The organism is Streptomyces cyaneus (genome assembly GCF_004028635.1).
Classification (GTDB): Bacteria; Actinomycetota; Actinomycetes; order Streptomycetales; family Streptomycetaceae; genus Streptomyces; species Streptomyces cyaneus.
In genome coordinates, this window is sequence record NZ_RQJW01000007.1 from 482,591 (window position 1) to 507,637 (window position 25,047).

30 protein-coding genes are annotated in these 25,047 nt (G+C 71.4%); 12 read left to right on the top strand and 18 right to left on the bottom strand.

Annotated features, from left to right (window positions below; all coding sequences use genetic code 11):
• Positions 1 to 8 precede the first annotated feature (8 nt).
• The 3 genes from EHO50_RS27635 to EHO50_RS27645 all read right to left on the bottom strand — a co-directional run bounded on the left by EHO50_RS27635 (position 9) and on the right by EHO50_RS27645 (position 4,205).
• On the bottom strand, positions 9 to 1,361 hold the full coding sequence (locus tag EHO50_RS27635) for a vWA domain-containing protein (protein WP_128433896.1): 1,353 nt from the start codon (positions 1,359 to 1,361) through the stop codon (positions 9 to 11).
• Positions 1,358 to 2,599, bottom strand: a complete 1,242-nt coding sequence (locus EHO50_RS27640) for an AAA family ATPase (protein ID WP_128433897.1) — start codon at positions 2,597 to 2,599, stop codon at positions 1,358 to 1,360. Before EHO50_RS27640 ends, EHO50_RS27635 begins: the two co-directional genes overlap by 4 nt.
• Before the next feature lie 133 nt (positions 2,600 to 2,732).
• Positions 2,733 to 4,205, bottom strand: coding sequence for a hypothetical protein (locus tag EHO50_RS27645; RefSeq protein ID WP_128433898.1), 1,473 nt, complete (start codon positions 4,203 to 4,205; stop codon positions 2,733 to 2,735).
• Between the two features lie 253 nt (positions 4,206 to 4,458).
• Here EHO50_RS27645 and EHO50_RS27650 point away from each other — a divergent pair, with 253 nt between their 5' ends.
• Together EHO50_RS27650 and EHO50_RS27655 are read left to right on the top strand one after the other, a co-directional pair.
• On the top strand, positions 4,459 to 5,433 hold the full coding sequence (locus EHO50_RS27650) for an expansin EXLX1 family cellulose-binding protein (RefSeq protein WP_128433899.1): 975 nt from the start codon (positions 4,459 to 4,461) through the stop codon (positions 5,431 to 5,433).
• Positions 5,434 to 5,488: 55 nt separating this feature from the next.
• On the top strand, positions 5,489 to 5,713 hold the full coding sequence (locus EHO50_RS27655; RefSeq protein ID WP_128433900.1) for a cold-shock protein: 225 nt from the start codon (positions 5,489 to 5,491) through the stop codon (positions 5,711 to 5,713).
• On the opposite strand, the gene EHO50_RS27660 is transcribed toward EHO50_RS27655, so the two are convergent.
• From EHO50_RS27660 to EHO50_RS27675, 4 genes are all read right to left on the bottom strand, one after another.
• The gene (locus tag EHO50_RS27660) at positions 5,701 to 6,192 is read right to left on the bottom strand and encodes a hypothetical protein (RefSeq protein WP_128433901.1); all 492 of its coding nucleotides are present in this window, start codon (positions 6,190 to 6,192) and stop codon (positions 5,701 to 5,703) included. The genes EHO50_RS27655 and EHO50_RS27660 overlap by 13 nt on opposite strands.
• Positions 6,176 to 6,676 carry an RNA polymerase sigma factor gene (locus EHO50_RS27665; protein WP_128433902.1) on the bottom strand — a complete coding sequence of 167 codons (501 nt, stop codon included), beginning with the start codon at positions 6,674 to 6,676 and terminating at the stop codon, positions 6,176 to 6,178. Before EHO50_RS27665 ends, EHO50_RS27660 begins: the two co-directional genes overlap by 17 nt.
• A gap of 87 nt (positions 6,677 to 6,763) precedes the next feature.
• Positions 6,764 to 7,399, bottom strand: coding sequence for a class F sortase (locus EHO50_RS27670; RefSeq protein WP_128433903.1), 636 nt, complete (start codon positions 7,397 to 7,399; stop codon positions 6,764 to 6,766).
• Positions 7,396 to 7,815, bottom strand: a complete 420-nt coding sequence (locus EHO50_RS27675) for a Tat pathway signal sequence domain protein (protein WP_128433904.1) — start codon at positions 7,813 to 7,815, stop codon at positions 7,396 to 7,398. The genes EHO50_RS27670 and EHO50_RS27675 overlap by 4 nt, the downstream gene beginning before the upstream one ends.
• Before the next feature lie 311 nt (positions 7,816 to 8,126).
• On the opposite strand from EHO50_RS27675, the gene EHO50_RS27680 reads away from it, so the two are divergent.
• From EHO50_RS27680 to EHO50_RS27690, 3 genes are all read left to right on the top strand, one after another.
• Positions 8,127 to 9,725 carry a CBM35 domain-containing protein gene (locus EHO50_RS27680; protein ID WP_128433905.1) on the top strand — a complete coding sequence of 533 codons (1,599 nt, stop codon included), beginning with the start codon at positions 8,127 to 8,129 and terminating at the stop codon, positions 9,723 to 9,725.
• A gap of 44 nt (positions 9,726 to 9,769) precedes the next feature.
• Complete coding sequence (locus EHO50_RS27685) at positions 9,770 to 10,237, top strand: DUF6153 family protein (RefSeq protein ID WP_246101484.1); 468 nt, start codon at positions 9,770 to 9,772, stop codon at positions 10,235 to 10,237.
• A gap of 108 nt (positions 10,238 to 10,345) precedes the next feature.
• Positions 10,346 to 11,023, top strand: coding sequence for a DUF305 domain-containing protein (locus EHO50_RS27690; RefSeq protein WP_128433906.1), 678 nt, complete (start codon positions 10,346 to 10,348; stop codon positions 11,021 to 11,023).
• A 52-nt stretch (positions 11,024 to 11,075) separates the two neighbouring features.
• Here the strand turns inward: EHO50_RS27690 and EHO50_RS44165 are convergent, their stop codons facing one another.
• The 3 genes from EHO50_RS44165 to EHO50_RS27705 all read right to left on the bottom strand — a co-directional run bounded on the left by EHO50_RS44165 (position 11,076) and on the right by EHO50_RS27705 (position 12,823).
• On the bottom strand, positions 11,076 to 11,318 hold the full coding sequence (locus EHO50_RS44165; RefSeq protein WP_164904959.1) for a hypothetical protein: 243 nt from the start codon (positions 11,316 to 11,318) through the stop codon (positions 11,076 to 11,078).
• A 191-nt stretch (positions 11,319 to 11,509) separates the two neighbouring features.
• Positions 11,510 to 12,253 carry a response regulator transcription factor gene (locus EHO50_RS27700; protein ID WP_128433907.1) on the bottom strand — a complete coding sequence of 248 codons (744 nt, stop codon included), beginning with the start codon at positions 12,251 to 12,253 and terminating at the stop codon, positions 11,510 to 11,512.
• A gap of 63 nt (positions 12,254 to 12,316) precedes the next feature.
• Positions 12,317 to 12,823 carry a MarR family winged helix-turn-helix transcriptional regulator gene (locus EHO50_RS27705; RefSeq protein ID WP_128433908.1) on the bottom strand — a complete coding sequence of 169 codons (507 nt, stop codon included), beginning with the start codon at positions 12,821 to 12,823 and terminating at the stop codon, positions 12,317 to 12,319.
• Positions 12,824 to 13,131: 308 nt separating this feature from the next.
• Here EHO50_RS27705 and EHO50_RS27710 point away from each other — a divergent pair, with 308 nt between their 5' ends.
• Positions 13,132 to 14,166, top strand: coding sequence for a zinc-dependent alcohol dehydrogenase (locus EHO50_RS27710; protein WP_128433909.1), 1,035 nt, complete (start codon positions 13,132 to 13,134; stop codon positions 14,164 to 14,166).
• A gap of 64 nt (positions 14,167 to 14,230) precedes the next feature.
• Positions 14,231 to 15,715, top strand: a complete 1,485-nt coding sequence (locus EHO50_RS27715; protein ID WP_128433910.1) for an MFS transporter — start codon at positions 14,231 to 14,233, stop codon at positions 15,713 to 15,715.
• Here the strand turns inward: EHO50_RS27715 and EHO50_RS27720 are convergent.
• Complete coding sequence (locus EHO50_RS27720) at positions 15,702 to 16,466, bottom strand: class I SAM-dependent methyltransferase (RefSeq protein WP_128433911.1); 765 nt, start codon at positions 16,464 to 16,466, stop codon at positions 15,702 to 15,704. The genes EHO50_RS27715 and EHO50_RS27720 overlap by 14 nt on opposite strands.
• Positions 16,467 to 16,568: 102 nt before the next feature.
• Positions 16,569 to 17,288: a response regulator gene (locus EHO50_RS27725; protein WP_128433912.1), complete on the bottom strand. Its 720-nt coding sequence runs from the start codon at positions 17,286 to 17,288 to the stop codon at positions 16,569 to 16,571.
• Positions 17,289 to 17,501: 213 nt separating this feature from the next.
• Here EHO50_RS27725 and EHO50_RS27730 point away from each other — a divergent pair, with 213 nt between their 5' ends.
• The 3 genes from EHO50_RS27730 to EHO50_RS27740 all read left to right on the top strand — a co-directional run bounded on the left by EHO50_RS27730 (position 17,502) and on the right by EHO50_RS27740 (position 18,695).
• Positions 17,502 to 17,972, top strand: a complete 471-nt coding sequence (locus EHO50_RS27730) for a VOC family protein (protein WP_128434054.1) — start codon at positions 17,502 to 17,504, stop codon at positions 17,970 to 17,972.
• An 89-nt stretch (positions 17,973 to 18,061) separates the two neighbouring features.
• Positions 18,062 to 18,430 carry a DUF6479 family protein gene (locus tag EHO50_RS27735; protein WP_128433913.1) on the top strand — a complete coding sequence of 123 codons (369 nt, stop codon included), beginning with the start codon at positions 18,062 to 18,064 and terminating at the stop codon, positions 18,428 to 18,430.
• 76 nt (positions 18,431 to 18,506) lie between these two features.
• Positions 18,507 to 18,695 carry a hypothetical protein gene (locus tag EHO50_RS27740; protein WP_164904960.1) on the top strand — a complete coding sequence of 63 codons (189 nt, stop codon included), beginning with the start codon at positions 18,507 to 18,509 and terminating at the stop codon, positions 18,693 to 18,695.
• Here EHO50_RS27740 and EHO50_RS27745 read toward each other — a convergent pair.
• Positions 18,655 to 19,272 carry a DUF7144 family membrane protein gene (locus EHO50_RS27745; RefSeq protein ID WP_128433914.1) on the bottom strand — a complete coding sequence of 206 codons (618 nt, stop codon included), beginning with the start codon at positions 19,270 to 19,272 and terminating at the stop codon, positions 18,655 to 18,657. The genes EHO50_RS27740 and EHO50_RS27745 overlap by 41 nt on opposite strands.
• 173 nt (positions 19,273 to 19,445) lie before the next feature.
• Here EHO50_RS27745 and EHO50_RS27750 point away from each other — a divergent pair, with 173 nt between their 5' ends.
• The gene (locus EHO50_RS27750; protein ID WP_128433915.1) at positions 19,446 to 19,907 is read left to right on the top strand and encodes an FxLYD domain-containing protein; all 462 of its coding nucleotides are present in this window, start codon (positions 19,446 to 19,448) and stop codon (positions 19,905 to 19,907) included.
• Here the strand turns inward: EHO50_RS27750 and EHO50_RS27755 are convergent.
• The 4 genes from EHO50_RS27755 to EHO50_RS27770 all read right to left on the bottom strand — a co-directional run bounded on the left by EHO50_RS27755 (position 19,901) and on the right by EHO50_RS27770 (position 22,206).
• Positions 19,901 to 20,299 (bottom strand): VOC family protein, encoded by a 399-nt coding sequence (locus tag EHO50_RS27755; protein ID WP_128433916.1) that lies wholly within the window; start codon positions 20,297 to 20,299, stop codon positions 19,901 to 19,903. The two genes, EHO50_RS27750 and EHO50_RS27755, sit on opposite strands and share 7 nt — an antisense overlap.
• A gap of 33 nt (positions 20,300 to 20,332) precedes the next feature.
• The gene (locus EHO50_RS27760) at positions 20,333 to 20,806 is read right to left on the bottom strand and encodes a cupin domain-containing protein (protein ID WP_128433917.1); all 474 of its coding nucleotides are present in this window, start codon (positions 20,804 to 20,806) and stop codon (positions 20,333 to 20,335) included.
• 101 nt (positions 20,807 to 20,907) lie between these two features.
• Complete coding sequence (locus tag EHO50_RS27765) at positions 20,908 to 21,768, bottom strand: carboxypeptidase regulatory-like domain-containing protein (protein ID WP_128433918.1); 861 nt, start codon at positions 21,766 to 21,768, stop codon at positions 20,908 to 20,910.
• 147 nt (positions 21,769 to 21,915) lie between these two features.
• Positions 21,916 to 22,206, bottom strand: a complete 291-nt coding sequence (locus tag EHO50_RS27770; RefSeq protein WP_128433919.1) for a hypothetical protein — start codon at positions 22,204 to 22,206, stop codon at positions 21,916 to 21,918.
• A gap of 276 nt (positions 22,207 to 22,482) precedes the next feature.
• On the opposite strand from EHO50_RS27770, the gene EHO50_RS27775 reads away from it, so the two are divergent.
• Positions 22,483 to 23,130, top strand: coding sequence for a DUF4142 domain-containing protein (locus EHO50_RS27775; protein ID WP_128434056.1), 648 nt, complete (start codon positions 22,483 to 22,485; stop codon positions 23,128 to 23,130).
• Between the two features lie 44 nt (positions 23,131 to 23,174).
• Here the strand turns inward: EHO50_RS27775 and EHO50_RS27780 are convergent, their stop codons facing one another.
• On the bottom strand, positions 23,175 to 24,848 hold the full coding sequence (locus EHO50_RS27780; protein WP_128433920.1) for a glycoside hydrolase family 13 protein: 1,674 nt from the start codon (positions 24,846 to 24,848) through the stop codon (positions 23,175 to 23,177).
• Between the last annotated feature and the right edge of the window lie 199 nt (positions 24,849 to 25,047).

Below are 25,047 nucleotides of genomic sequence, written 5' to 3' on the forward strand. Positions count from 1 at the left end.
TACGCGGCCTACCCGATGTCCACCACCCGTGCCCACGCGGGCGGTGAGTCCGGCACGTACTCGGGGTCGTCCTCGTCGTACGGCCGGAAACCGTGCCGCCGGGGGAACAGCCCCACCACCGTCCGGCACGGCGGTCGCGTGCTCGGCCATGGCGTCTGACCGTCCGTCAGGGCCACGATCACATCGGGCCGGGGCCGCGCCCGCAGCGCCCTGGCGAACCCCGCGCGCAGATCCGTCCCCCCGCCCCCGACCAGCGCAATCCCCTCGGCACGGCACAGCCGGTGCACGCCCTGGGCCTCCGCGTCGCACGGCACCACACTGACCAGGTCGCGTCGCCCGCCCACGGCACGGGAGATCGCGGCGACCTCCAGCAGCGCACTGCCGAGTTCGGCGTCGCTGACCGAGCCGGAGGTGTCGATGACGACGCTGACGCGGGGCGGCGTGCGGCGCAGGCTCGGCAGAACGGCGCCGGGCACCGAGGTCGACCGGCGCGAGGGGCGGCCGTACGTGTAGTCCTCGCCGGCACCCGGCCCGGAGGCCGCCGAGCGGACCGCCGCGCCCAGCAACTCCCGCCACGGCTGCGGCGGATGGAAGGCCTCCTCCGCCCACCGCCGCCACCCGTCCGGGGCATGCCCCGGACGCCCGGTGATGCCCTGCGCCACCCGGAACCGGACCGCGTCCCGTTCCTGCGCACTGAGTCCGTGCGCGCCGTCGGCCCCCAGATCCCACTCCCGCTCCAGCCCGTCGGCACCGCTGCCGCAGTCCAGCCAGGCCAGGTCCTGCATCCGCGGGCCCAGTCGGAACTGGCGCAGATAGTCCTCCATGAGCTCGCCCTCGGGCAGCATCAAGCTCGCCGGCACTACGGCACCTTCGGGCCGGGCCAGCCCGTCTCCGTACACATCGTCGTTGATCTCGCAGTCCGCGGCGATGTTCATCCGCAGCCGCTCCCCCGGCCCGGTCAGCCCGCGCTCACGCGCCACCCGGTCGCCACGCCCGTGATGGTCACGCAGCAGATGAGACACCTCATGCACCCACACCCCGGCCAACTCCTCCACCGGCGTCCGCTCCACGAAGACCGGCGAGACGTAACAACGCCAGTGCCGGTCCACAGCCATCGTCGGCACCCGCCGCGACTCCACCACATGCAGCGCAAAGAGCGCGGTGGCCAGGTAGGGACGGACACGGGCGGCGTGCAGCCGGGCGGCGAAGAGTTTGTCGCGGTTCAGGGGGTGGGGTGGGGGTGGGGGTTGGGGCTGGGGCTGAGGTTGGGGGGTGGGTCGGGGCTGGGTTCGGGGCGTGCGTCGCGGCTGGGGCTGAGGGGCTTGGGGCGTCCCCGAGGCGGCCGTCCTGGGCGTGCTCATCGGCCCGCCTTCGCGGTGACCGCCGCGGTCCGGGCCGCCGCGTGGTCGGCTCGCCGGGACAGGGAGACCACTCCGGCGAGCTGCTCGATCGACGGCGGTACGTCCCAGTCCTCCTGACGCAGCGAGGCGAGCGTGGACGCGGGGACGACGACCAGGTCGGGTGCCCCGGTCTCCACCGCCCGCACCAGCAGCGCCCACGCCGCATCCCAACGGGACCTCTCCGGGCGCGCCCGCACCGCCTCCACCACCCCGTCGAGCGCGGCCTGCCGCAGATCCCCCCGCTCGGGCAGCTCGGCACTCGCAGGGTCGGCGAGCAGCACCTCGGGGTCAGGCAGGTCCATCCGGTCCACGCTCGCCAGCAGCTCCAGCCCCGGCCCGTCCCCCACCGTGCCCCTGACCAGCAGGGAGAGCACGTCCCGCGAGGAACCGGCGGCGGTCGCGAAGGCGATCAGACACTGTGTCATCTCCCAGCTCCGCGGGGAGGGCCACGGCCCGCCCCGACGCGTCTCGCTGCTGGGCAACCGGTGCACGAGACCCGGCCGCCCGGAGAGCAGCCCGCCCACCGCGCGCCGGGCGAAGTCCACCGCCTCCGGCAGCTTCTCCAGGTCGAGCCGCGGCAGGGTCGCCCGTGGCCAGGTCCCGCCGAGTCCGCGTACGACGACCTCGTGGTCGTGGGCCCACTGCAGATGCACGAACCGGTTGGCCAGCGGCGCGCTCAGCTCCCAGCCGTCGGCCGCCGAGGCCCGCGGGTTGGCGGCGGCCACGATCCGCACTCCCGGCGGCAGCCGCAACGCCCCGACCCGCCGCTCCAGCACCAGCCGCAGCAGCGCGGCCTGCACGGCCGGCGGCGCGGTGGACAACTCGTCCAGGAACAGCAGCCCCCGCCCGGCCTTCACCAGCCGTACGGCCCAGTCCGGCGGGGCCATCGGAACGCCCTGTACCGCGGGGTCGTCGCCGACGACGGGCAGCCCCGAGAAGTCGGACGGCTCATGCACGCTCGCGATCACCGTGGTCAGCGGGAGGTCGAGGGCGGCGGCGAGCTGCGTCAGGGCGGCGGTCTTGCCGATCCCCGGCTCACCCCAGAGCAGGACGGGCAGGTCGGCGGCGACGGCCAGGGTGAGGGCCTCCAGCTGTGTGTCGGGGCGGGGTTCGGTGTCGGTGTCGCGGAGAAGGGTCAACAGGTCGGCGGCTACGTCGAGTTGGGAGGTGGCGGGCTGGTTCTGGGTGCATGTGGGCATATGGGGTCACCTGTGGGTTCGTGATGGATGGGGTAGGGCGGGGCTGAGCTGTGGGCGTGCGTGGATGCGGTGGGGGACGGCGGTCCCCGGGTCACGGCAGGTCGCGGGTCAGTAAGAGGTCGCCCGGCTCATGTCAGGGACTGGGAGAGGTCGCGTGGCGAGGGTGCGCGCGTTGGTCACGGGAACGGCCGCGCTCGTAAAGGTCGTAGGCGAAGCGGACACGGCCCGGCCCGGGGCCGGCCAACCCGGCCCTGAACAGCCCGTACGTGATCCGCTGCCGCGCAGCCGCCTCCAGTTCGTCCCGCAGCGCACCGTCACGCAGCACCGCGTCCGGACCCAGCAGCCCCTCGACGACGGCCAGCGCACCGGCGGTGTCACCGTGGCAGAGGCGTTCGCGTACGTCGGGCAGACAGGCCGGATGCCGGTGCGCCTCGTCGATGGCCTGGAGGCAGGGGAGCGGCGTGCCGGTGAGGGCGGCCAGCAGTTCCTCCCGCCGGATCTCGGCCGGGTCGTGGTCCAACGGCGCCAGTACGCCGCCGACCAGACCGATTCGGTGCCGGTCACCCCGGCACTCGACGAGACGTGGCTGCCCCGCCCGGTCCTCAGTCAGGGAGGGGCGAGTCGGCCGAGCCGGTCGAGACGGCGGCGCATGATCCGGTACGAGGGCGGAGGCGACCAGCGGATGCAGCCGACCGGCCTCGATCGCACCGTTCCGGAGCAACTCCAGGTCGGGCAGCACCCAGGTCGCCGCGTCGGGCAGCACGGGCAGCGCGGAGGCACGGCCCTTGGTGGTCGCCGAGATCCGCAGTTCCGAATCCCCGAGCAACTCCAGGACCAGCCGATGCCGTCCCCCCAACCGCACGAGCACAGCACCCTCGGACCGCCCCTCGGCGCGCAGCAGTATCCGCGCCTCGTCCGCCCACCGGTCAACGGCACAACGGCTGCTCGGGAACGTTGCCCCCCGGGCCCCCTGGAACCCCTGGAACCCCTGGAACCCCCGGAACCCCTGGAGCCCCTGGAACCCATGGATCCCCCCGGACCGGACCCGCAGCTCACCGGCCCGACTGGCATCCCACAAGTGACGGTGCAGATCGAGACGGAACCGCCGGTTCGGGCGGGGATGCGGATGCCGGCAGGAAGCGTCCTCGTCTCCTACCGCTGCTCCGGCCCGGGGCCCGCCCCACAACGCAAGGCTGATCCGCTGACCGGCATCCGCCCAAGCGGGCGGAGTCCGCACCACGAGCTGCAGCGGCCTTCCACCGCCCCGCCCCACCCCGTCGTACCGGGCCAGAGCGAGGGTCAGCCCTGGGCGCAGCAGCCCGTCGGGAGCGATCCTCGGCATGTGCCAGCGCAACAGGTCGGGAGCGAGATGCCGAAGATCGGCCCGGACTCTCGCGGCGACGTCCCGGCCGTAATCACGCGCCACGGAACGCAGATTGAGATCGACATCGATCCCCGCGGCGGCACACGCCCCCGCCCAGTCCCCGGCGAGCCGACGGGCGGTCGCGGTCTCGATCATTGAGGCCGGCACGGCGAACTCGCGCACGCGCGGCCAGAAGGAAAGCTCGGAAAGCCGGGAATCCCCGTTCGCGATCTGAGTGCTCATCAGCACTCACCTTGCGCGGACGGGACCCCCAATCTGGCAACAGAATGAGTCGTCATCGCGGGCGAGCGTAATGCTGCCCGCTTCGAGCCGCCAGCGATTTTCCGCAGGCGGCGAACCGAACCCACCGAGCTCACCGAACCCACCGGCAACCTTTCCGGCCCCGGCGACCACTGACGCATGGGAGGCTCCCGCCCGGGAGCCCCACACCCGACTCACGTGCTCTGCTTCTGCCGAACCGCGTAAGGACTCACCCGTGGCATCTCCTTCCCACCGCCGGCCCCCGGGCAAGCGACACACGGCCCTCGTCCCCGCCCTAGTGGTGGCGGCCGTCGCACTCGTCGCATCCCTGCTCATGGCCCTCCACCCTGAAGGGGCGACCACGGCGCACGACGCCACGACCGCGCCCATAGCCGGCAGTGGGTCGACGACTCCACGGACGACGCCGAGCACGAGCCCGAAGCCGAAGCCGAAGCCGTCCAAGCCGTCCGCGTCCAAGGCGTCCCCCACCGCATCGACTGCCCGGACCACCTCGCCACGCCCCGCAACCACAGCACCGGAAGGCGGCGCCGCGGCCGGAACCGCGCCCCAACCGGCCTCGGCCTCCGCGCCGTTGGCAGGCCGGATCCGCCCCAACGTCACCTACGACGGAGTCGCGACCTTCTACGACACCGGAAACGGCAACGGCGCCTGTCTCTACGGCCCGACCGACGACGTCATGACCGCGGCGATGAACCACACGGACTACGAGACGTCCAAGGCGTGCGGGGCGTACGTACGCGTCCGCGCGGCGAGCGGCGCCTCCGTCACGGTCCGCATCACCAACGAATGCCCGCTCCCCTGCGCTCCCGGCCAACTCGACCTGAGCCCCCAGGCCTTCGCCAAGCTCGCCGTCCCCTCTGCCGGTCAGATCCCGATCACGTGGAGCCTGCTGAGCCCCAGCACGTCCGACACGATCTCCATCCGCTACAAGACGGGGTCCAGCCGCTACTGGTGCGGCATCCAGGCGGTGGGGCACCGGAACCCCCTGGCTCGACTCGAGGTCCGCGACGGCAGCGGCTGGCGTCGGCTGCCGCGCGCCGAGTACAACTACTTCCTCTCCGAGCAGGGGAGTGGATGCGGCGGCGAGATCCGGATCACCGACATCTACGGAGAGACATTGACGGTCGACGGCCTCGCGATCCGGCCGGATGCTCTGCAGCCGACGCGGCTCCAGTTCGCAGCGCACTGACCGCCGGATGAAGGTCGCGCCCCGTCGCCGGCGCCGCGTGACATAGGTTTGGTTCATGGTGACTGCGACTGTCCGGGAGTGGCACGACGAGGAAGGGTGGGGAGTGCTCGACTCCCCCGAAACCCCCGGCGGTTGCTGGGGTCACTTCTCCGCCATCGAGATGGACGGGTTCGGCACACTGTCCCCCGGACAGAAGGTGGACCTCACATGGGAAGCCCCCGGCTTCCTACAGGACGGGTACGACTACCGCGCTGTGAGCATCGTGCCTCAACCCTCCTGAGCACGTGGGAACGTCGGGGTCGTCGACGGAGCACTGGTCGGGACCGCCGGACTGCTCGGCGTACGCGACTCGTCGGTCCGGGGGTTCGCGGTGGGCTCGGACGTCGCGGACTCGGACGGCACCGTCGGCGTCGGTGATGCCGATCGGGGCGACGACGCCGACGGGGTCGGGATCGCCGACGGGGCGGGCGGCGTCGTGCGGTTGCTCGCGGGCGGAGGGGCGAGCGGGGGTGCCGGGGACGTCGGGCCCTCCGAGGTCCCCAGCTGGAGCGGCAGCGCGACGAGCACCGCAACCGCGCAGGTCACACCCGCCCCGATCGCCGTACGCACCAGTCGTCGGCGGGACGCCCTGCGACGGATCGCCCGGTAGCTGCCGGCGGGTGGGGCGAGGTAGTCCGAGGAGGGGCGGAGGATCACGGCGAGGGGGTCGTCGGGGGACAACTCCGTGCCGTCCGCGTCGTCGTCAAAGCGTGTGGTCAAGGCTTCTCCTCAGATGGACGCGGAGCAGTTCGCGGGCCGCGTGCAGGTCGGCCTTGACGGTTCCTTCCTTGCGCCCGGTCAGCACGGACACCTCCCGGATCGGCATGTCAGCGTAGTAGTGGAGGAGGATCGGGGTGCGCAGGCGTTCGGGGAGGGACTGGACCAGCAGGCGTACGGACGGGTCCGCCTGCTCCGTCTGCTCCGCACAGGAGTTGACCGCCGCCTCCGTCGTGACCCGGCGCATCGCCCGCCGCTCGCGCTCCAGCTTGCGCCAGTGGTCCCGGACCAGGTTCGCCGCCGTGACGTAGAGGAAACCGCGCGGCTCCTCCACCCGGCTCCAGCGGGCCCAGAGCCGGGTGAAGGCCTCGGAGGCGATCTCGTGGGCCGTCTCGTCGTCGTCGACAAGACGGCGGCACCAGCCGGCGAGGCGCGGGTAGAGGGCGGCGAACAGCTCGGACGCCGCCTCGTCTCGGGTCCGTTTCAACGCTCTCCATGGTCGTCTCTGGCGGGTGATCGGGCGAGGTGGTCAGGCGAGCAGGACAGGGGCGTGGCGCTCAGCTCGGCGTAGCGCTCAACGCGTCGTAGCGCTCAACTCCGCGAAGACGATCACGTTGTCGCGGTACTCGTCCCCGTCCCGCGGCCCTCCGCACGTGATCAGCCGCAGCTCCGGGCGGTCTACGTCCCCGTAGACGTCGTCCGCCGGAAAGTCCGCCTTGGCGACCGTCCGTACCGTACTGACCGCGAACTCCGCCGTCGTGCCGTCCTCTCTGCGCGCCACGATCCGGTCGCCCCGGTGCAGCCGGGCGAGGTGACGGAACACCCCGTCCCCGTAGGCGCCCACCGTGACATGGCCGAGGACGACCGACGGGCCGACCTGACCCGGCGTCGGTGAGTGCCGGTACCAGCCCGCCCGGTCGTCGGCGGTGATCGGCGGCACCTGCACGGTGCCGTCCGGCGCCAGCCCCAGCCGGATGAGCGGGGTGTCGACGTCGATCGCCGGGATCTGCAGGCGGACCGGAGCCGAACCGCCCAGCGTGCGCGCCGAGTTCGCGGATGGTGAGGGAGGCGGGCCTTCCTCGGGCGTCTGCGCACCCCTCCTCCTCCGGGAGCCCGCGTCCGCGCCCTCCTCCGCTCCCTGGCCACCGCAGCCCACCAGCAGCGAGGCCATCGCCGCCGTGGCGAACGCGCGCCTGGACAGCGGCATCATGCGCCGTTCGTCCGCCGACGCCTTACCACGAAGGCCGTCGCGCCTCCGGCGACGAGTACGGCGGCGGCTCCCCCGCCGATCAGCCCGCCCCGTTCGGTCCCGGAATCCGAAGTCGGCGCCGTGACTCCGGTGTCGGGCGCCCCCGACGGTACGACGGAGACCTGGCCGCCGTCCGGCGCGCGGGTCGGCTCGGCCGACGGCGCCGAGGGGGCGGGGGTCGCTTCCCGGGGCGGCTCGGTGCTCGGCGCGGTGGTCGGTTCGGCGGCGCTGGGCGTCGGGACGGCCGTCGCCGAGGGGACGGTGGCCGTCGGGCTGGGGACCGAGGTCGGGGACGTGCTGTCGGCGAACGCGGGCGTGATGCCCGCCAGCAGGGCCGTGCAGGTAAGTGCCATGGCGCTGAGGACGGTTCGGCGCATTGAGTCGCTCTCTCTTTCGTCGGACCGGCCGGTACTGCCGTACGCGGCGGGCTGGGTGACGGTCGAGCAGAGAGACGACGCGGCAGCGAAGCGGGTTGTAAAGAGAAGGCAAAGTCGTACGAGCGGCCCAGTCGGGTCCCAGTCAGGCCCGGTCGGGCCCAGTCGGCCCCAAGTCAGACTCCAGCCGTTCATGGTCATGAACCTGAATCACGTACACATCTATTGACGCGTATGCGACAGGCCCTTACGGTCCCGAAAAGCATAGAGAAAGCGCTTTCCCTGTCTGCCCCAAACAGAAAGGGTTCAGCCCCATGCACCCGCACCCCAGCCCGGTCAGACGCATCACCCCCGCCCTGGCCTCCACCGCCCTCCTCGCCACCACCCTCGTCGCGCTCACCGGCACCACCGCCGAGGCCGCCACCACCCGCTACGAGGCCGAGAGCTCCCCGGCGATCTGCACCGGCACCGTCGACTCCGACTGGGCCGGCTACTCCGGCACCGGGTTTTGCAACGGCGCCAACTCCACCGGCGGCCATGCCCAGTTCACCGTGAACGCCCCCGCAGCAGGCACGGCGACGCTCAACGTCCGCTTCGCCAACGGCACCACCACCGCCCGCCCCGCCTCCCTGGTCGTCAACGGGACCACCGTGCAGACACCGTCCTTCGAAGGCACCGGCGCGTGGACGACCTGGACGACGAAGACGTTCACCGTCCCCGTCAACGCCGGCAGCAACACCATCCGCCTCAACCCGACCACCTCCGCCGGCCTGCCCAACGTCGACTACCTGGACGTCGAGACCAGCGGCAGCACCCCCGCGCCGACGGGCCCCGTCCTGTACGTGGCGCCGAACGGCACCGACGGCGCGGCCGGCACCGAGTCGGCGCCCACCACGCTCACCTCGGCGATCAGCCGTATCTCCGCGGGCGGCACGATCTATGTGCGGGGAGGGACGTACAACTACTCCTCGACGGTCACCATCCCGGCGGGCAACAACGGCACGTCCAGTGCCCGGACGAAGCTGTCCGCCTATGCCGGCGAGAAGCCGGTGCTGAACTTCTCGGCGCAGAGCGAGAGTTCGTCCAACCGCGGGCTGCAGGTGATGGGGTCGTACTGGCACGTCAACGGCATCGTCGTCGAGCGGGCCGGGGACAACGGCATCTACGTCGGCGGCAGCAACAACGTCATCGAGCGCACGGTGACGCGCTTCAACCGTGACACGGGACTGCAGCTCGGGCGGATCGCCTCCACCACCCCCAAGGAGCAGTGGCCGTCCAACAACCTCATCCTGAGCGCCGAGTCGCACGACAACGCCGACTCCGACGGCGAGGACGCCGACGGCTTCGCCGCGAAGCTCACCACCGGCACCGGGAACGTCTTCCGCTACGCCGTGGCCCACAACAACATCGACGACGGCTGGGACCTCTACACCAAGTCCGACACCGGCGCCATCGGCCCGGTGACCATCGAGGACTCCCTCGCGTACAACAACGGCACCCTCAGCGACGGCTCCCAGGCCGGAAACGGCGACCGCAACGGCTACAAGCTCGGCGGCGAGGACATCCCCGTCAACCACGTCGTCAAGCGCAGCATCGCCTACAAGAACGGCAAGCACGGGTTCACCTACAACAGCAACCCGGGATCGATGACCGTCTCGAACAATGTGAGCATCGACAACACCGAACGCAACTTCAACTTCGACGCCGGCACGTCCGTGTTCCGGGGCGACACCTCGTGCCGCAGCGGCAGCGGCACGAACGACCGGATCATCGGCGACTCCGACAGCTCGAACCAGTTCTGGTCGGGCACGAACGGCTCCCGGTGCTCGTCCTACAGCGGCGCCCTGGGCTGGTCCTTCGCCTCGGACGGACGGCTCGTCGTGACCTTCGGCGGGACCCAGGTCACACCGTGACCGGCGGGTGAGTCGGCCGCGGGCGGAATACGTACCATGAGGGCGTGACAGCCCGTGCACAGCAGCACCGTGCGCTGCGGCTCCCGATGCCGGGGCCGTGGCGCATGCTTCTGGTGCTCGGGCTGCTCGCCGGATTGTTCGGGATGCATGCGCTCGGGCCCGGCCACGCGGTCGCGGTCTCCTCTCATCCCGCACCGCATCACCCGCATACGCGCGCGTTGAGCGCCTCCATGAGCGCCCACATGTCGGCCACGTCGGCCATGAAGGCCACGGCAACCATGACCGACGAATCCGTCTGTCACAGTGCCGATTCCGGTGGCGGGCATGCCCAGCACGCCGATCCGACCTGCGCCTCCGGTGCCGTCGGTGCGGGTCCCGCGCTTCCGGCCCCGTTGGCCGATCCGTTCGGAACCGCTGTCGCGGGCGACCTCGACGGCCGTTCCGTGGCCGCCGCCCCCGAGGGCGGCCGCGCGCCTCCCTCACTGGCCGAACTGCAGATCCTGCGGACCTAGGACAAGGCCGAGCCGTCCCCCCTCAACGCTGGGGCGTACGGCACTCAGCCATGCCCATGCCGCGCCCCGAGGGCGCAGCACCTCACGTACGTCGCAGGAGTTCTCAGCATGACCAGCACCCATACCCTGATCCGTCGCGCCGCCCTGGCCACGACGGCCGTCACCGCCGCTCTCGTCCTCGCCGCGTGCGGCGGTACCGACCACGCGGACACCGCCTCCGGCGGCCACACGTCGCCCTCGGCGAGCGCCGGCGCCACCGCCGACGCCGCGGCCGGCGCCCACAACGACCAGGACGTCTCCTTCGCGCAGGGCATGATCCCGCACCACCAGCAGGCCGTGCAGATGGCGGACATGGCCGCCGGTCGGGCCTCCTCCGCCGCGGTCAAGGACCTGGCCTCGCGCATCCAGAAGGCCCAGGACCCGGAGATCCGGACCATGTCGGGATGGCTGAAGGCCTGGGGTGAGGACGTGCCGTCGGCGATGCCCGGCATGGACCACTCCGGCGGTCACTCCGGTGGCTCCGGTGGCTCCGGTGGCTCCGGCGACATGGCCGGGATGATGGACCAGAAGGACATGGACGAGCTGACGAAGGCGTCCGGCAAGGCCTTCGACACCCTGTTCCTGACCATGATGGTCGAGCACCACGAGGGCGCGGTGGAGATGGCCACGACCGAGAAGGCGAAGGGGCAGTACGGCCCCGCGACGAAGCTGGCCGGCGACGTCGTCACCGCCCAGACCGCCGAGATCGAGGAGATGAACAAGCTGCTCGGCAAGAGCGGGAGCTGACGCTCCGGCGGGCGGCGGCCGGTCAGCCGCCGCCCGCCGCCCAACGCCTGTTTCAATGCAGGCCCAACCGGCGCTGGTACGACGCCTCCGGCCCGGCCCGGTCCAGGATCGCGGCGCAGGCCGGGCGGGCCCCGCAGTCCGCGGCGGGGTCGGCCGGGGTCAGGCGGGTGTGGGCCTTGAACCCGAGATCGTGCGGGTCGCCGCAGTCCGGCGCGGGCGGCCAGGCAACGGCCCCGTCTCCGGCTTCCGGCTTCCGGCTTCCGGCTCCCCGCGCTTCCCGGACTGCCCCCAGCAAGTCCTGCACACCCTGTGGACCGGCGCGGGGCTCACCGACGTGTCGACGACCCCGATCGAGGTACCCACGGTTTCGCCGACTTCGCCGACCTGTGAACTCCCTTCCTGTCCGGCCAGGGCCCCGCCCCCGCCTACGTCGCCTCCCTCGCCTCGGCCGCGGGCCTGGGCGGTGCGGGGAGTCAGGCCGTGATGTCAGCCGGGGCCGCCGAGCCAGTACCCGAACCCCCGGTGCGTATGGATCAGGGCCGGCTCGCCGGGATCGCGGTCCACCTTGCGGCGCAGCCGCGAGACCAGCTTCTCGATCGCCTCGTTGGCCCGGAAGTCGCCCCAGACATGCCGTCCGATCTGCTCCTTCGACAGCACGCACTCGGCGTTGACGAGCAGATGGCGCAGCAGACGGTATTCGGCGGGGGTGAGGTCGAGGGCGCGTGAGCCGCGGCGGGCCCGGCAGGTGGCGTCGTCCAGGACGAGGTCGCCGTAGCGGGGCCGGTCAGCCTGCCGTTCGGGGCGTCGGCGGCGCAGTAGGACGTCGACTCGGGCGAGGACCTCCGCGATGCGGAGCGGCTTGGTGACGTAGTCCTTCTCGCCCGGGCCGAGTTCGGGGACGAGGTGGTGCAGCGAGTCGCAGGTGGTGAGGAAGAGGAGCGGGGGGTGGGGCGGGAGTGAGGCGGCGCGGGGGGAGCGGGGGGCCTGGGGCAGATGCGCGAGGTGGGAGAGGAGCACGGCGTCCCACACCGCCAGGTCGAAGCAGTGCTCCGTGAGCCGGCTCATCCCCTCGGCGCCGGTGCCCGCCGTGCCGACCCGGTAGCCGGCCAACTCCAGGGTGGTGCTGAGCAGTTCACTGTCGCCCGGATCGTCGGCGACGACCAGGACCCGCTCTCCGTCCCCGCGTGGCGGCGAGGGTTTCTCCAGGAGGTTCGAGAGGTTCGCGTTCATGGCGACGCCCTTCGTGGGGGGGAGTGGGGGCCGTGGGGATGCGCTGCGTGCCGGAACGGCCTGTCAGGCAGTGGGGCCGAGGTCGGCCGGAACCTCGGCGTGGGTGACGAAGTCGTCGACCAGGCGGTGGAAGAGCTCGGCCAACCGCCGCAGGTCCTCGTCGGACCAGTCGGCCAGCGCCATACGCATGCCGACGCGGCTCGCCTCCCGGAAGCGGTTCACGGCGGCCCTGCCCGCGTCGGTGAGTTCGATGCGCCGGGCGCGCCGGTCGTGCGGGTCCGCGGCCCTGATCACATAGCCGGCCCGCTCCAACTGCTGCACCTGGCGCGTGACATGGGACGCCTCCACGGCGAGCAGCCCCGCCAGTACGCCGGGCCGCATCGGTTCGGTCTCGGCGAGGCGGCGCAGGATCGCCACGGCGGCCCGGTCGAGGGTCAGACCGGCCATGGCCATCAGGTACTCGTGCTGTCTCGGCCGGCCCGCCAGGTACGCGACGCGGGTCAGGCACTTCTCGATCTCCACGATGTCCGTCGGGACGGGCGACGCGGCTTCGGATGACGGTGCGGCCATGCCTCCACCGTACCGCAAATGCTTGCTTGACTTAAGTAACTCATTCATGCTTGCCTAAGTTAAGCAACGAAGCACGGCACAGACCGGGGCCGCCTTGAGCGGAGGACGGCCCCGCCGCGCCGGACCCGTGGGGACGGGGACGGCGCGGTCACCGGCCCGGCGGCGGAACCGAACCCCCCATTCGCCGCCGGGCCCGGTGACACCGACTGCGCCCGCGACCACCGCGCCTCAGATCACTGCGCCCCAGATCACCGCAGCTCGGATCACCGCAGCTCAGATCACCGCACCTCACGAGAGAGACCCAGCTCATGGCAACGATGAAGTCCGTCCAGACCGGCGCCAAGAACGAGATCGACGTCGTCGACGTCGAGCGCCCCGCCCCCGGCCCCCGGGACGCCCTGGTGCGGATCCGCGCCTGCGGTATCTGCGGCACCGACACGTTCTTCCTGCACCTCGGGGGCACGCCCCTCGGTGCCGACGGCTCGATGCGCTCCCTCCCCCTCGGCCACGAGCCCGCCGGCGAGATCGTCGAGGTCGGCGCCGAGGTCAGCGGGCTGAAGGTCGGCGACCGTGTGGTCGTCAACCCGCAGGGCGTGCCCTCCGGGATCATCGGGTGCGGTGGCGCGCACGGGGCCATGAGCGAGTACCTGCTGGTCGAGGAGGCGGAGGTCGGCAGAAACCTGGCCGTCTTCCCAGGTCACGTGCCCTTCGACGTCGCCGCCCTCAATGAGCCGATGGCCGTCGCCCGGCACTGCGTCAACCGCTCCGAGGCGAAGCCGGCCGACAAGGTGGTCGTCTTCGGCGCCGGGCCCATCGGACTGGGCGCCACCATCTGGCTGAAGCTGCGCGGCGTCGAGCACGTGGTCGTCGTCGACATCATCCCGGAGCGGCTGGAGACCGCGCTGGCCGTCGGCGCCGACGCCGTCGTCAACTCGGCGGAGGAGAACGTCACCGAGCGGCTCACCGAGCTGCACGGCCAGGCCGCGAACGCGCTCGGGCAGGCCCGCGCGGGCACCGACATCTACATCGACGCCGCCGGGGCGCCCGCCGTGTTCCAGGCCGCCGTCGACTCCGCCAAGTGGGGCGCCAAGTTGGTCATGGTCGCCGTACAGAAGAAGTCCGACGCCATCGATCTCGGCGGGATGCTCCGCAGTGAGCTCACGCTCATCGCCTCCCAGGGGTACCCCACGGAGATCTTCGAGGTCACCGCGGAGCTCGCCGAGCATCACGAGCGGTTCGCGAAGCTGATCAGTCACCGGGTGCCGTTCGGTGCCGTGGAGCGGGCGTTCGGGCTGGCCATGACGCCGGGGGCGGCGGAGAAGGTCGTCGTCACCTTCGACTAGGAGCCGCACATCAAGCACAGCCCCACGCCGCCGTTCCCGCCAACCCTTTGATGGAGGCTCCGTCATGTCCCACGCAATCGCCCGACCCGCCGACGCGGGGAGGAAGTCCGCCCCGCCGAAGCCGAACGCCGTAGTGGCGGTGCTGGCCCTCGCCGGGATCGTCGTCTCGCTGATGCAGACCCTGGTCATCCCGATCGTCCCGGAGCTGCCGAGGCTCCTGGACGCCTCGGCGTCCAACACCGCCTGGGCGGTCACCGCGACGCTGCTCGCCGCCGCCGTGGCCACACCGGTCGTCGGGCGGCTCGGCGACATGATCGGCAAGCGGCGGATGCTGCTGACCAGCATCGTCCTGCTGGTCACCGGCTCGGTGGTGTGCGCGCTCGCCGACTCCCTCGTCCCGATGATCGTCGGCCGCACCTTGCAGGGCCTCGCCGCCGCCGTCGTACCGCTCGGCATCAGCATCATGCGCGACGCGCTGCCGGCCGAGCGGCTGGCCGGGTCGACCGCGCTGATGAGCGCCTCACTCGGGGTGGGAGGTGCGCTGGGTCTGCCCGCCGCCGCGTTCATCGCCGACAACTGGGACTGGCACATCCTGTTCTGGACCTCCGCCGCGCTGGGCGCCCTGTCCTTCCTGCTGGTCCTGCTGATCGTGCCCGAGTCCAAGGTGCGCACCGGCGGCCGCTTCGACCTGGTCGGCTCGCTCGGCCTGTCGGCCGGACTGGTCTCGCTGCTGCTGGCCGTCTCCAAGGGCGGCGACTGGGGCTGGACCAGCGGCACCACCCTCGGCCTGGGTGCCGCCGCCGTCGTGATCCTGCTGGCCTGGGGCTGGTGGCAGCTGCGGGCCGCCCAGCCGCTGGTCGACCTGCGCACCACCGCCAAGCCCCAGGTGCTGTTCACCAACCTCGCCTCGGTGGCGCTCGGCTTCTCGATGTTCGCCATGTCCCTGGTCCTGCCGCAGCTCCTGCAGCTGCCCGAGCAGACCGGCTACGGCCTCGGCAGGTCCATGCTGACCGTCGGCCTGGTCCTCGCCCCGCAGGGCCTGGTGATGATGGCGATGTCCGCCGCCTCCGCGGCCGTCACCAAGGCCAAGGGCCCCAAGGTCACCCTGATGATCGGCGCGCTGATCGTGGCCGCCGGGTACGGCCTGAACATCGTGCTGATGAGCGAGGTCTGGCACCTGATCCTGGTCTCCTGCATCATCGGCGCCGGCGTCGGCTTCACCTACGGCGCCCTGCCCGCCCTGATCATGGGCGCCGTCGACCCCTCCGAGACGGCCGCCGCCAACAGCCTGAACACCCTGATGCGCTCGCTCGGCACCTCGTTCGCCAGTGCCATCGCCGGCGTCATCCTGGCCCAGATGACCACCGACTTCGGCGGCTACGCCCTGCCCTCGGAGAACGGCTTCAAGGTCGTCATGGCCATCGGCGCGGGAGCGGCCCTGCTGGCCTTCGCGCTCGCCACGCTCATCCCGAGGCAGCGCACCGCCGCCACCACCGACCGGTCGGCCGCCGAGGGCGAGTCCGCGCGGACCGCGGTCAAGGCAGGTTGAAGAAGATCATGGGGTTGTCGTGGCTGTCCCGCAGGGACAGGCCGAGAGACAGGGACCGTTTGACGTCCCTCAGACGGTCGTAGATCTCGGGTGCATGTGCGCGGGACGCCGTGAAGTACGGCGTCCCGCGCTCGCGCAGCCGGCGCAGCACCACCGCGCCCTCCGTGAACGGCAGCGCCCGGCTCCCGTGGAAGACGTCGTGGACGCAGACCGGGATGCCGGGCGTCAGGCGCGGGAACAGGTGCTGGACGTACCAGCGGGCGAAGCGGGCGGAGTGCGCCGCGTCGATGAAGAGGAAGTCGGCCGCGTCGGGCATCTTCGCGAGGTTCTCGCGGGCGTCGCCCTGGGTGAAGGTCCAGCGGCCGGTGGAGAGATGGTCCGGAACGCCCCGTACGACGTTGTCCGTGATGTCGTACGAGTGGAGGTGGCCGGTGCCGTTGTCCCGCAGGGCCTGGAGTATCCAGGTCGTGGACCAGCCGTGGAAGGTGCCGATCTCCACGACCGTCTCGGGGCGGCTCTCGCGCAGCAGGAGGTAGGTGATCTCCGCCTCGATGTCGTCGAGTTGGGCCTTCATCGGCTTCGGAGGCGCGAGCAGCCGGCGCTGCTTCTCGCGGACGCGGTCGAGGTCGTCGGCGTAGGTGCGGTAGAGGTCGCTGATGTGGTCGAGGTCGATCTGCTGGGGCCGTTGGGACTGTTGGGGTCGTTGGGGTCGTTGGGGCTTTTGGGGCTGCTGGGGCTGTTGCGAATTCATGCGCGGACGGTAGAAGGGTGCTTTGCGGGGATACGTCACACTGGGGTGCCAACTGCGATGTCGTACTGGGGTATTACGGCAGCTCGCGCGGGGGAGTCCGGCTCAGGCCCCGTCCTCCGGGCTCACCAGCCCCGACTCGTAGGCGAAGATGACGAGTTGGGCCCGGTCGCGGGCGGCGAGCTTGGCCAGCAGGTGTGTCATGTGCGTCTTGACGGTCTGCTCGGCCACGACCAGTTCATCGGCGATCTCGGTGTTCGACAGACCCCGCGCGACCAGGTACAGCACCTCCCTCTCGCGCGGGGTGAGGCCGTTCAGCCTCAGGCGGGTCTGCCTGCGGCGGGCGGGGCGGCGCCGGGTGAAGTCCTCGATGAGGCGGCGGGTCACCGACGGGGCGAGCAGCGCGTCGCCGGCCGCCACCACCCGTACGGCGTGCAGGAGTTCGGCGACCGGGGCGTCCTTGAGGAGGAAGCCGCTCACACCGGCGGCCAGCGCCTCGTGCACATGGTCGTCGAGGTCGAAGGTGGTGAGCATCAGCACCTTCGGGCGGTGGGTGACACCGGGCGGCGGGTCGAGCAGGTGCCGTGCGGCCTCCAGCCCGTCCATGCCGGGCATCCGTACGTCCATCAGCACCACGTCGGGATGCGTACGGCGGCCGACCTCGACGCCGAGCGCGCCGTCGGGGGCCTCGCCGACCACGTCGATGTCGCTCTGCGCGGAGAGCAGCGCGGCGAACCCGGAGCGCACCATGTCCTGGTCGTCGACGATGACGACCCGGATCACACCGGCCGTCGTACCGGGCCGGCCGCCGGTCGGCTGTGTCATGTGCGTACTCCTGAGGCAGAGGGGGAACCGGCCCCACTGTCGCGCCACGGCGTCAGGCCCCGCTTCGGCCGAAGGGCCAGGCCCGCGGGATCCCGTCGGCGGGCGTCTCCGCCGAACGGACGAGGCGCCGGTGCCGGCCGGGAATCAGGGGCCGAGTGTGCCGGTTCACGAGTCACGACCGTTGAAGAGGATCCGTACATGGAGGAGCCGTACATGCAGGAGCCGCACGTGTCCGACGAACAGGCCGCCGACGGATCCCCCGCCGAGTCCCCCGTACGCGAGCTCCGTCTGGTGGTCACGGCGGCCGACTACGACGAGGCGTTGCGCTTCTACCGGGACGTGCTCGGCCTGCCCGAGCGCGCCGCGTTCTCCTCCCCCGACGGCCGGGTCACCATCCTCGACGCCGGCCGGGCCACGCTGGAGCTGACCGACCCGAACCACGCCGAGTTCATCGACGAGGTCGAGGTCGGCCACCGCGTGGCGGGCCACATCCGGGTCGCCTTCCAGGTGGACGACTCCACGGCCACGACGGCCAAGCTGGCGGCAGCCGGAGCGGAGGTCCTCGCGGAACCCACCCGCACGCCCTGGAACTCTCTCAACTCCCGCCTCGAAGGACCCGGCGCCCTGCAGCTGACGCTCTTCACGGAGCTGGGCGAGCCGGAGGATGCCGCGCAACACGTGTAGACCCAAGCGACAAGCGGGCACAAGCGGGCACAAGCGGTTCGACGGTCCCGCGGAGGAGCTTATTCGCCCGTTTCGGTGATAATTGGGGCATGAGTACGGCGACGTTTGTACTAGCGGCCACGTCGAGTGAAGTACTCAACGTGATCGCCGCCTTTGTTGGTGGCCTGTTCATCGCCGGCGCGCTGATCTGGGCCGTGCAGCTCGGCATGCGGGTCCGTGATCGCGAGCTGCCCCGGCCCACGCCCGACGAGCAGCCGCATCTTCCCGACACCGGTGCGGTCCATGAGGAGCGCGAGATCAGGGAGCCGGACGAAGTGCCGCACGCGCAGGGCAGGGAACGGCTCCTGCCGCACGAGCTGCACCACGCGGGCAGCAAACGCAGCGAGGACCAGCACCGCAGGCGCTGGCTACCCGGAAAGAGCGGATCCTTCGGCGGGGGCGGACTGGGGCACGGCTGAGCCCGGAAAATACGGACGACGAGAGCAGCCGCCCGATGTCACCCTGTCCGGACACGGGTCCGGACAGGGGGGCGGATTGAGCAGACGACGCTACGTGGCCAGGGGCGTCCCCGGCGGTTACCGCATCTGGGACAACCACGGCCGCCGTTTCTGGGGCGACCTCTACGAGCTGTGCCCCGACGACCTGCTGGCCGAGCTCAACGGTCACAAGGACCCGACCAGGATCAGCGAGTTGTTGAGACGTTACCGCGCGCTGAAGCGTTAGCGCTCGCGCCCGCGCGGGGCATGTCCGGGGCCACGGCGAGCGCCAGGATCACGAAGAAGTCGACCCCCACCATGATCACCGACCACACCGGCGTGTACGGCAGGAACACGAAGTGCAGCACCATGCTGAGGGACGCCACGAAGATGCCGGTGATCCGAGCCCACCAGGCCCCCTTGAGGATGCCGTAGCCGACGCAGGCGACCACGACGCCGAGGGCGAGCAGGATCCAGCCCCACGCCGTGAGGTTGATCTCGAAGACGTAGTCGCCGATACGGCCGTAGACGTCGTCCTCGGCGATCGCGGAGATGCCCTGGAGGATGGCCAACAGCCCGTTCACCAGCATCAGAACCCCGGCGAAGACGAGCCCGCCGGTGACCCAGCCGGGGGCGACGGAGGGGGCGGGCCCGGGGCCGGTCTCGGCCGAAGGCCAGGTGGCCCGAGATGCAGGGCCACCAGCGGGCCCAGCAGATCCAGCAGATCCAGCAGATCCAGCAGATCCAGCGGGACTGTGCGCTGCATCGGTCGCATGGGACTGCGACGGCGACGCCGACGGCGACTGCGGCTGCTGCTGGCTCATGGCTGCCGTACCCCACTTCTCGCGTATGCGGTCGGTACGACGATCCGTGGGCCCAGCCGCGGCCACCACGGGGGAAGGGCCGATCGGGTGACGCCCGGGGCCCCGGAGTGCGGACGGCGACGCACGGATCTTCACTGAAGGAACCGGACCGGAACCGACCCGCTGGAGGCGCCATGCCCGGTCACCGAACGCGGTGGACGACAACCGCGATCCTCACGACGACCGCCGCCGTCGCCGCCACCCTCACCCTGACCTCCTGCAGCGACGACGACACGCCCTCCTCGGTGGCCAGCAAGGCGGCATCTGCCTTCGCCTCGGCGACAGCGGAGGCGGGCCGCCAGTTGGACGACATCAAGGGCGGCATCGACGCCAAGGACGCGGTGAGCCTGGGCGATCCGACGACCGACGCGGACGGCCGTACGACCGTGGAGGTCACGGCGGAGAACACCACCGACTCGACCAGGTCCTTCACCGCGCAGATCAACTTCCGCGACGAGGACGGCAATCTGCTGGACGCGGCCGCGGTGACCGTGTCGGACGTGCCGGCGGGCAAGACGGGCAAGGGCACGGCCCGCAGCACGCGCGACTTGAGCGGCGAGGTGAAGGCGGAGGTGGCCAGGGCCCTGCGCTACTGACCGGCGCCCGGCGTTTCGCATCGGGCTCGGTCGGACTCGCTGCGCAGGACGCAGAATTCGTTGCCCTCGGGATCAGCGAGGACCGCCCAGCCCGAGCCGTCGGGATTGCGGCGATCGGTGACGAAGGTGGCACCGAGGCCCAGCAGCCGGTCCACCTCCTGCTCACGCGAGGTCTCGGGGCGCAGACACAGATGGATCCGGTTCTTGATCGTCTTGGCCTCGGGCACCTGGTTGAAGTACAGGACAGGGCCCTCCGCCAGCAGCACCTGAGTCTCCCGGTCACCCGGTCCGGCCTCCGGATGCAGCGGACGGCCCGTCACCCTGCTCCAGAACCGGGCCAGCTCGTAGGCATCCGCACAGTCGATCGCCACGTTCTGCAATATCGAGACCATGCGTGCGAGCTTTCCAGGCTCCCCGGGCAGTCCTCAACTGCCGGGCATGGGCCTCATGTCGACGCCGTGCCGCGCGGCGATTTCGATGAAGCGGTCGATGTCCGGTGGGGAGTCCGACTTCGGGGGGAGCTCATGGCTCTGCGCCGGTTCACCGGCCTCGGCGAAGAACTTGTCCAGGCCGCCCGGCGTGTAGGTGACCACGAGGCGCACCTTGCTCGTGGGCTCGAACCGCTCCAACGTCCCCTCGGGGATGTGGAAAAGGGATCCGGGGCCGCCGTCGAAGACCTCGTCGCCGATGTGCAGGCGCAGCGTCCCTTCCAGCACGTAGATGGTCTCGGTTCCGGGATGGGTGTGGGGCGGGGGGCCCATCCCCTCCGGGATGGTCATCTCCATGATGGTCATCGCGCCATTGGTCTCCTCGCCGGACGCCTTGACCTCGTAGAGGCTGTCCAGCATCCAGAACGCCTTTCCCTCGCCGCTGTGGCGTACGACGGTGTTCTTCGCCATGCGATCTCACCTTTCTTCGTGGGCCGAATTAACGTTCCCTCTGCCGTGACGGAGCTAAGCCGCCATGCGGGTGGACCCGGGCACGGTCCGCCGGACAGCGCCTAAGGCTGGGCGTCCGCCGCCCCCGTCACGACGATGTCGATCTGCTCGCTCGTCGCGCTGACTCCGTTGAACGTGGCCGTCGCCTGGAGGCGGCCCGGACCCGGCGGGAGGGCGCGGGACGGTACGCAGGACCATGTGCCGGCGGGCGCGGCAGTGGTCGCGCAGACCTCCTCCTCGTGCGCGTCGCGCACCGTGACCTGGGCTCCCGGGTAGGCCGTCCCCGACGTCCTCGGCAGCGCACCCAGCGGTACGCCCGAGTGGGGGCGGGACAGCACCGGCGCGGGCAGCCCGACCGTCACGGTGCAGCTGCCCCTCTGCCGCACGGTGCCGTTCGCGTCCCGCAGGACCAGGGCGCAGTCAGGGAGCCGGGTGCCGGGCTCGGCGTTGGCGGGGACCGACAGGACGAAGGGGAACGTACGGCCCTTCCAGCCCGCCGATGCCGACTCGTGAGCCACCGAGTCATCTGCCACCGACTCATCGGCTGCCGACCCAGCCGCCGCAGGCGCCCCCACGAACGTGTACGTCCCGCTGATCCCACCCAAGGCGATGGCCCCGCGGTACCCGCCCGCGGCGAACGGGGTCCCCGTCACTCTCGTCTGCGCCGGCGCCGTCAGGGTCAGTACCGAGCCCTCGCCCAGCGGCGCCCCCTCATAGCCCCCGACCTCGACGATGCCCTCGCGCCCGGGCTCGATGGTCGCGCTCGCCCACAGGTCACGGCCGACCGATCCGGTCGGCCCCTCACGGCCGTAGGCCGTCCCAGCCGTCCCTGCCGTCCCGGCCACTGCGGCCGTCGCCGCCATGACCGTCGCGCCCGCTACGGCGAGCAACCCAAAGATCGTCGTCTTCCAGGACCTGCTCATCGTCGGCGGAGCTCCTCACACACACGTCGGCGGCACCCCTGCGATTCTCGCGGCCCGTTCCCGCAGGGACACGCGCTGTTCGGCCGTACGGGCCGACGAAGCCGCGCGCACCACCCGTCCGGGCGCCGACCCGCAGGTCGGGACGCGTCACTCGCCCGGCTCCGGCTTCGGCTCCGGGTGCCGTACGGCCCTCCTCACGTCCTCCTCGACCTGGTTGCGCGCGGCGCCCTGCTCCTTCGCGTACTCGGTCACTGCGCTCTGGACGTCACGGGCGAGGTCGCGCCAGGCTCGCCAGGCGGTCTCGTACGTGTCGGTCTGGAGCTCGGTCCACGGGGTGTGGGCGGGCGGCCCGTAGTGGTCCCGTAGCTCCTCCACCCTGCTGTGTGCCTGGTCCGCCGCCCGCTGCATGGCGACCAGTTCGTCGAAGGTGCGTGCCACGCGTCCGGATCCTTGGGCAGCGGGCGGGCCCTGCCCGGTTCGCCACGCGAGCGACCCGCGCCTCTCACTCGGACGGTGTCGGCGCGTGCCGCCAGCCGGGCCTGCACGGTCCTGCACGGGACTGCAAGGGCCCGCACAGGCAGCCGATGCTTTACGGAGCCGATGCCAAGCCAAAAGGTTCCGCACGTCACCCGATCCGTACCTCCCTCCGTACGACCCCGGCCGGCAGGAGGCAGCACGGTGCGCATGACGCGGCACGCAACCGGAACTCTCTTCGTGGGCGGCGCTCTGAGCCTCACCCTCGTCGCCCTCGCCTATCCCTCGATGCTCGGCGTCAGTGCCGTCGCCGGATCCCAGACCCGTGTCGTGGCCCAGACCTCGGCGGGCCCGCTGACGGAGGCCGACCGGGACTTCGTCGTCAAGGTGCGGGCGGCCGGGCTGTGGGAGTACCCGGTGGGGAAGATGGCTCTGCGGAAGGGCACGACCAAGGCGGTGCTGACGGCCGGTCGGCACCTGGTCGCCGGGCACACCGCACTGGACGCCGGCTGCCGCAGGATCGCCGCGCAGCTGAACATCACCCTGCCCAACCGGCCCAGCCCGCAGCAGCAGGGCTTCGTCGCGACGCTCGGCGCGGACACGGGCAAGCAGTTCGACAGCGACATGGCGAACATCCTGCGGGTCACACACGGACAGATCTTCAGCACGATCGCCAAGATCCGGGCCACGACCGAGAACTCCCTGGTCCGGCAGCTGGCCGACCAGGCCAACACCACCGTCCTCGACCACATCACCGTCATGGAGAAGACGGGGTTGGTCGACTTCGACCAGGTCCTGTTCCAGGAGACGACCCCGCCGAAACTCCCGGCCCAGGACCTGACCCCGCCACCACCGGCAGCGGGCGAACCGCAGGTCGTCCTGAAATGACCTACGGGCCTGCGGGCCTACGGGCCTACGGGCCTACTGCCGGCCTACGCCAGCCAGACCGTCGTGTCCGGCCCCAGCACCCGCCCCTCCAGCGGCCCGCTGCCGATCAGCACCTCACCCGGCGGCAACTCGACCGCCGTACCGGAGAGGTTGGCCACGCAGCGCCAGCCGTCCGAGCGGGCGAAGTGCAGGACGCCGGGCGGGCTGTCCGGCGCCCACCGGAGCTCCTCCCCCTCCAGGAGCTTGCGGCGCAGGCGCAGGGCCTTGCGGTAGAGCTCCAGGGTGGAGCCCTCGACGCCGTCCTGGGCCTCGACGGCGTACTGCGCGAAACGCTCCGGCTGCGGCAGCCAGGACCCGCCCGCGCCGAAGCCGTACGACGGTCCCGTCGTCGTCCACGGCAGCGGCACCCGGCAGCCGTCGCGGCCCTTGCGGACGCGCCCCGTCTGTTCCCAGATCGGGTCCTGGAGGACCTCGGAGGGCAGGTCGGCGACCTCGGGCAGACCGAGTTCCTCGCCCTGGTAGACGTACGACGAACCGGGCAGCGCGAGCATGAGGAGGGTCGCGGCGCGGGCGCGGCGCAGGCCGGCGGGCTCGTCGACGGCCGGTGCGTGGCCGCCGGACAGGAGCCAGGCGTTGTCGTCGGTGCCGGGCGGGAGCATCAGCCGGGAGGCGTGGCGTACGACGTCGTGGTTGGAGAGGACCCAGGTGGCCGAGGCGCCGGCCGCGCGGGCTGTGGCGAGCGAGTCGGTGATGACCCGCTTCAGCTCCTCGGCGTCCCAACTTGCCTGCAGATACTCGAAGTTGAACGCCTGGCCCAGTTCGTCCGGGCGGGCGTACAGGGCGCGGCGGGCGCTCGGGTTCACCCAGGCCTCGGCGACCGCCATGCGGGGCGGGCGGTAGGCGTCGAGGATCTTGCGCCAGTCGCGGTAGATCTCGTGGACCTCGTCGCGGTCGTAGAAGGGGTGGCTACCGGGCGGGAAGTGCGGGAGTGCGTCCTCGCTGCTCAGCTCCGGAGCGCCCAGGTCGCGCAGCGGCTCGCTCAGGTCCTTGGCGAGGGCGTGGGCCACGTCGACGCGGAAGCCGTCGACGCCGCGGTCGGACCAGAAGCGCAGGGTGGTGCGGAAGTCGGCGCGGACCTCCTCGCTCTCCCAGTTCAGGTCGGGTTGTTGGGGGGTGAACAGGTGCAGGTACCACTGGCCGTCGGGGACCCGGCGCCAGGCACTGCCGCCGAAGACGGACTGCCAGTCGGTGGGTGGGAGTTCGCCGTGCGGGCCGCGGCCGTCGCGGAAGACATAGCGGTCGCGGGCGGGGGAGCCGGGGCCGGCGCGCAGGGCCTCCTGGAACCAGACGTGCTGGTGGGAGGTGTGGTTGGGGACCAGGTCGACGATGACTTTCAGGCCGAGGCGGTGGGCCTCGGCGGCCATGGCGTCGAAGTCGTCGAGGGTGCCCAGGCGTGGGTCGACGTCGCGGTAGTCGGCGACGTCGTAGCCGCCGTCGGCCAGCTCGGAGGGGTAGAAGGGGCTGAGCCACAGGGCGTCGACGCCGAGGGCGGCGAGGTGGTTCAGGCGCTGGGTGATGCCTTTCAGATCGCCCAGCCCGTCGCCGTCGCCGTCGGCGAAGCTGCGGGGGTAGACCTGGTAGATGACGGCCTGGCGCCACCAGTCGGGGTTGCGGGACGAGAGGTCGGGGGTGTCGGTCGTGGTGGTGCGGACGGTCACGCGGACTCCTCGCGGGTTGTACGGGCGACAGTGAGAACTCTGTCCACTAGGCCGGAAAAGCGAACACCACGCAGTGCGGAGTAGATCATTCCCCGTGTGATGGAATTGTGATTGCAGTTTGAACTTGCATTGCGTTCCCGCAGGTTGACAGCGTTCTCCTGTCACCCGACGATGTGCTCACACTGTTGCGCATGTGACC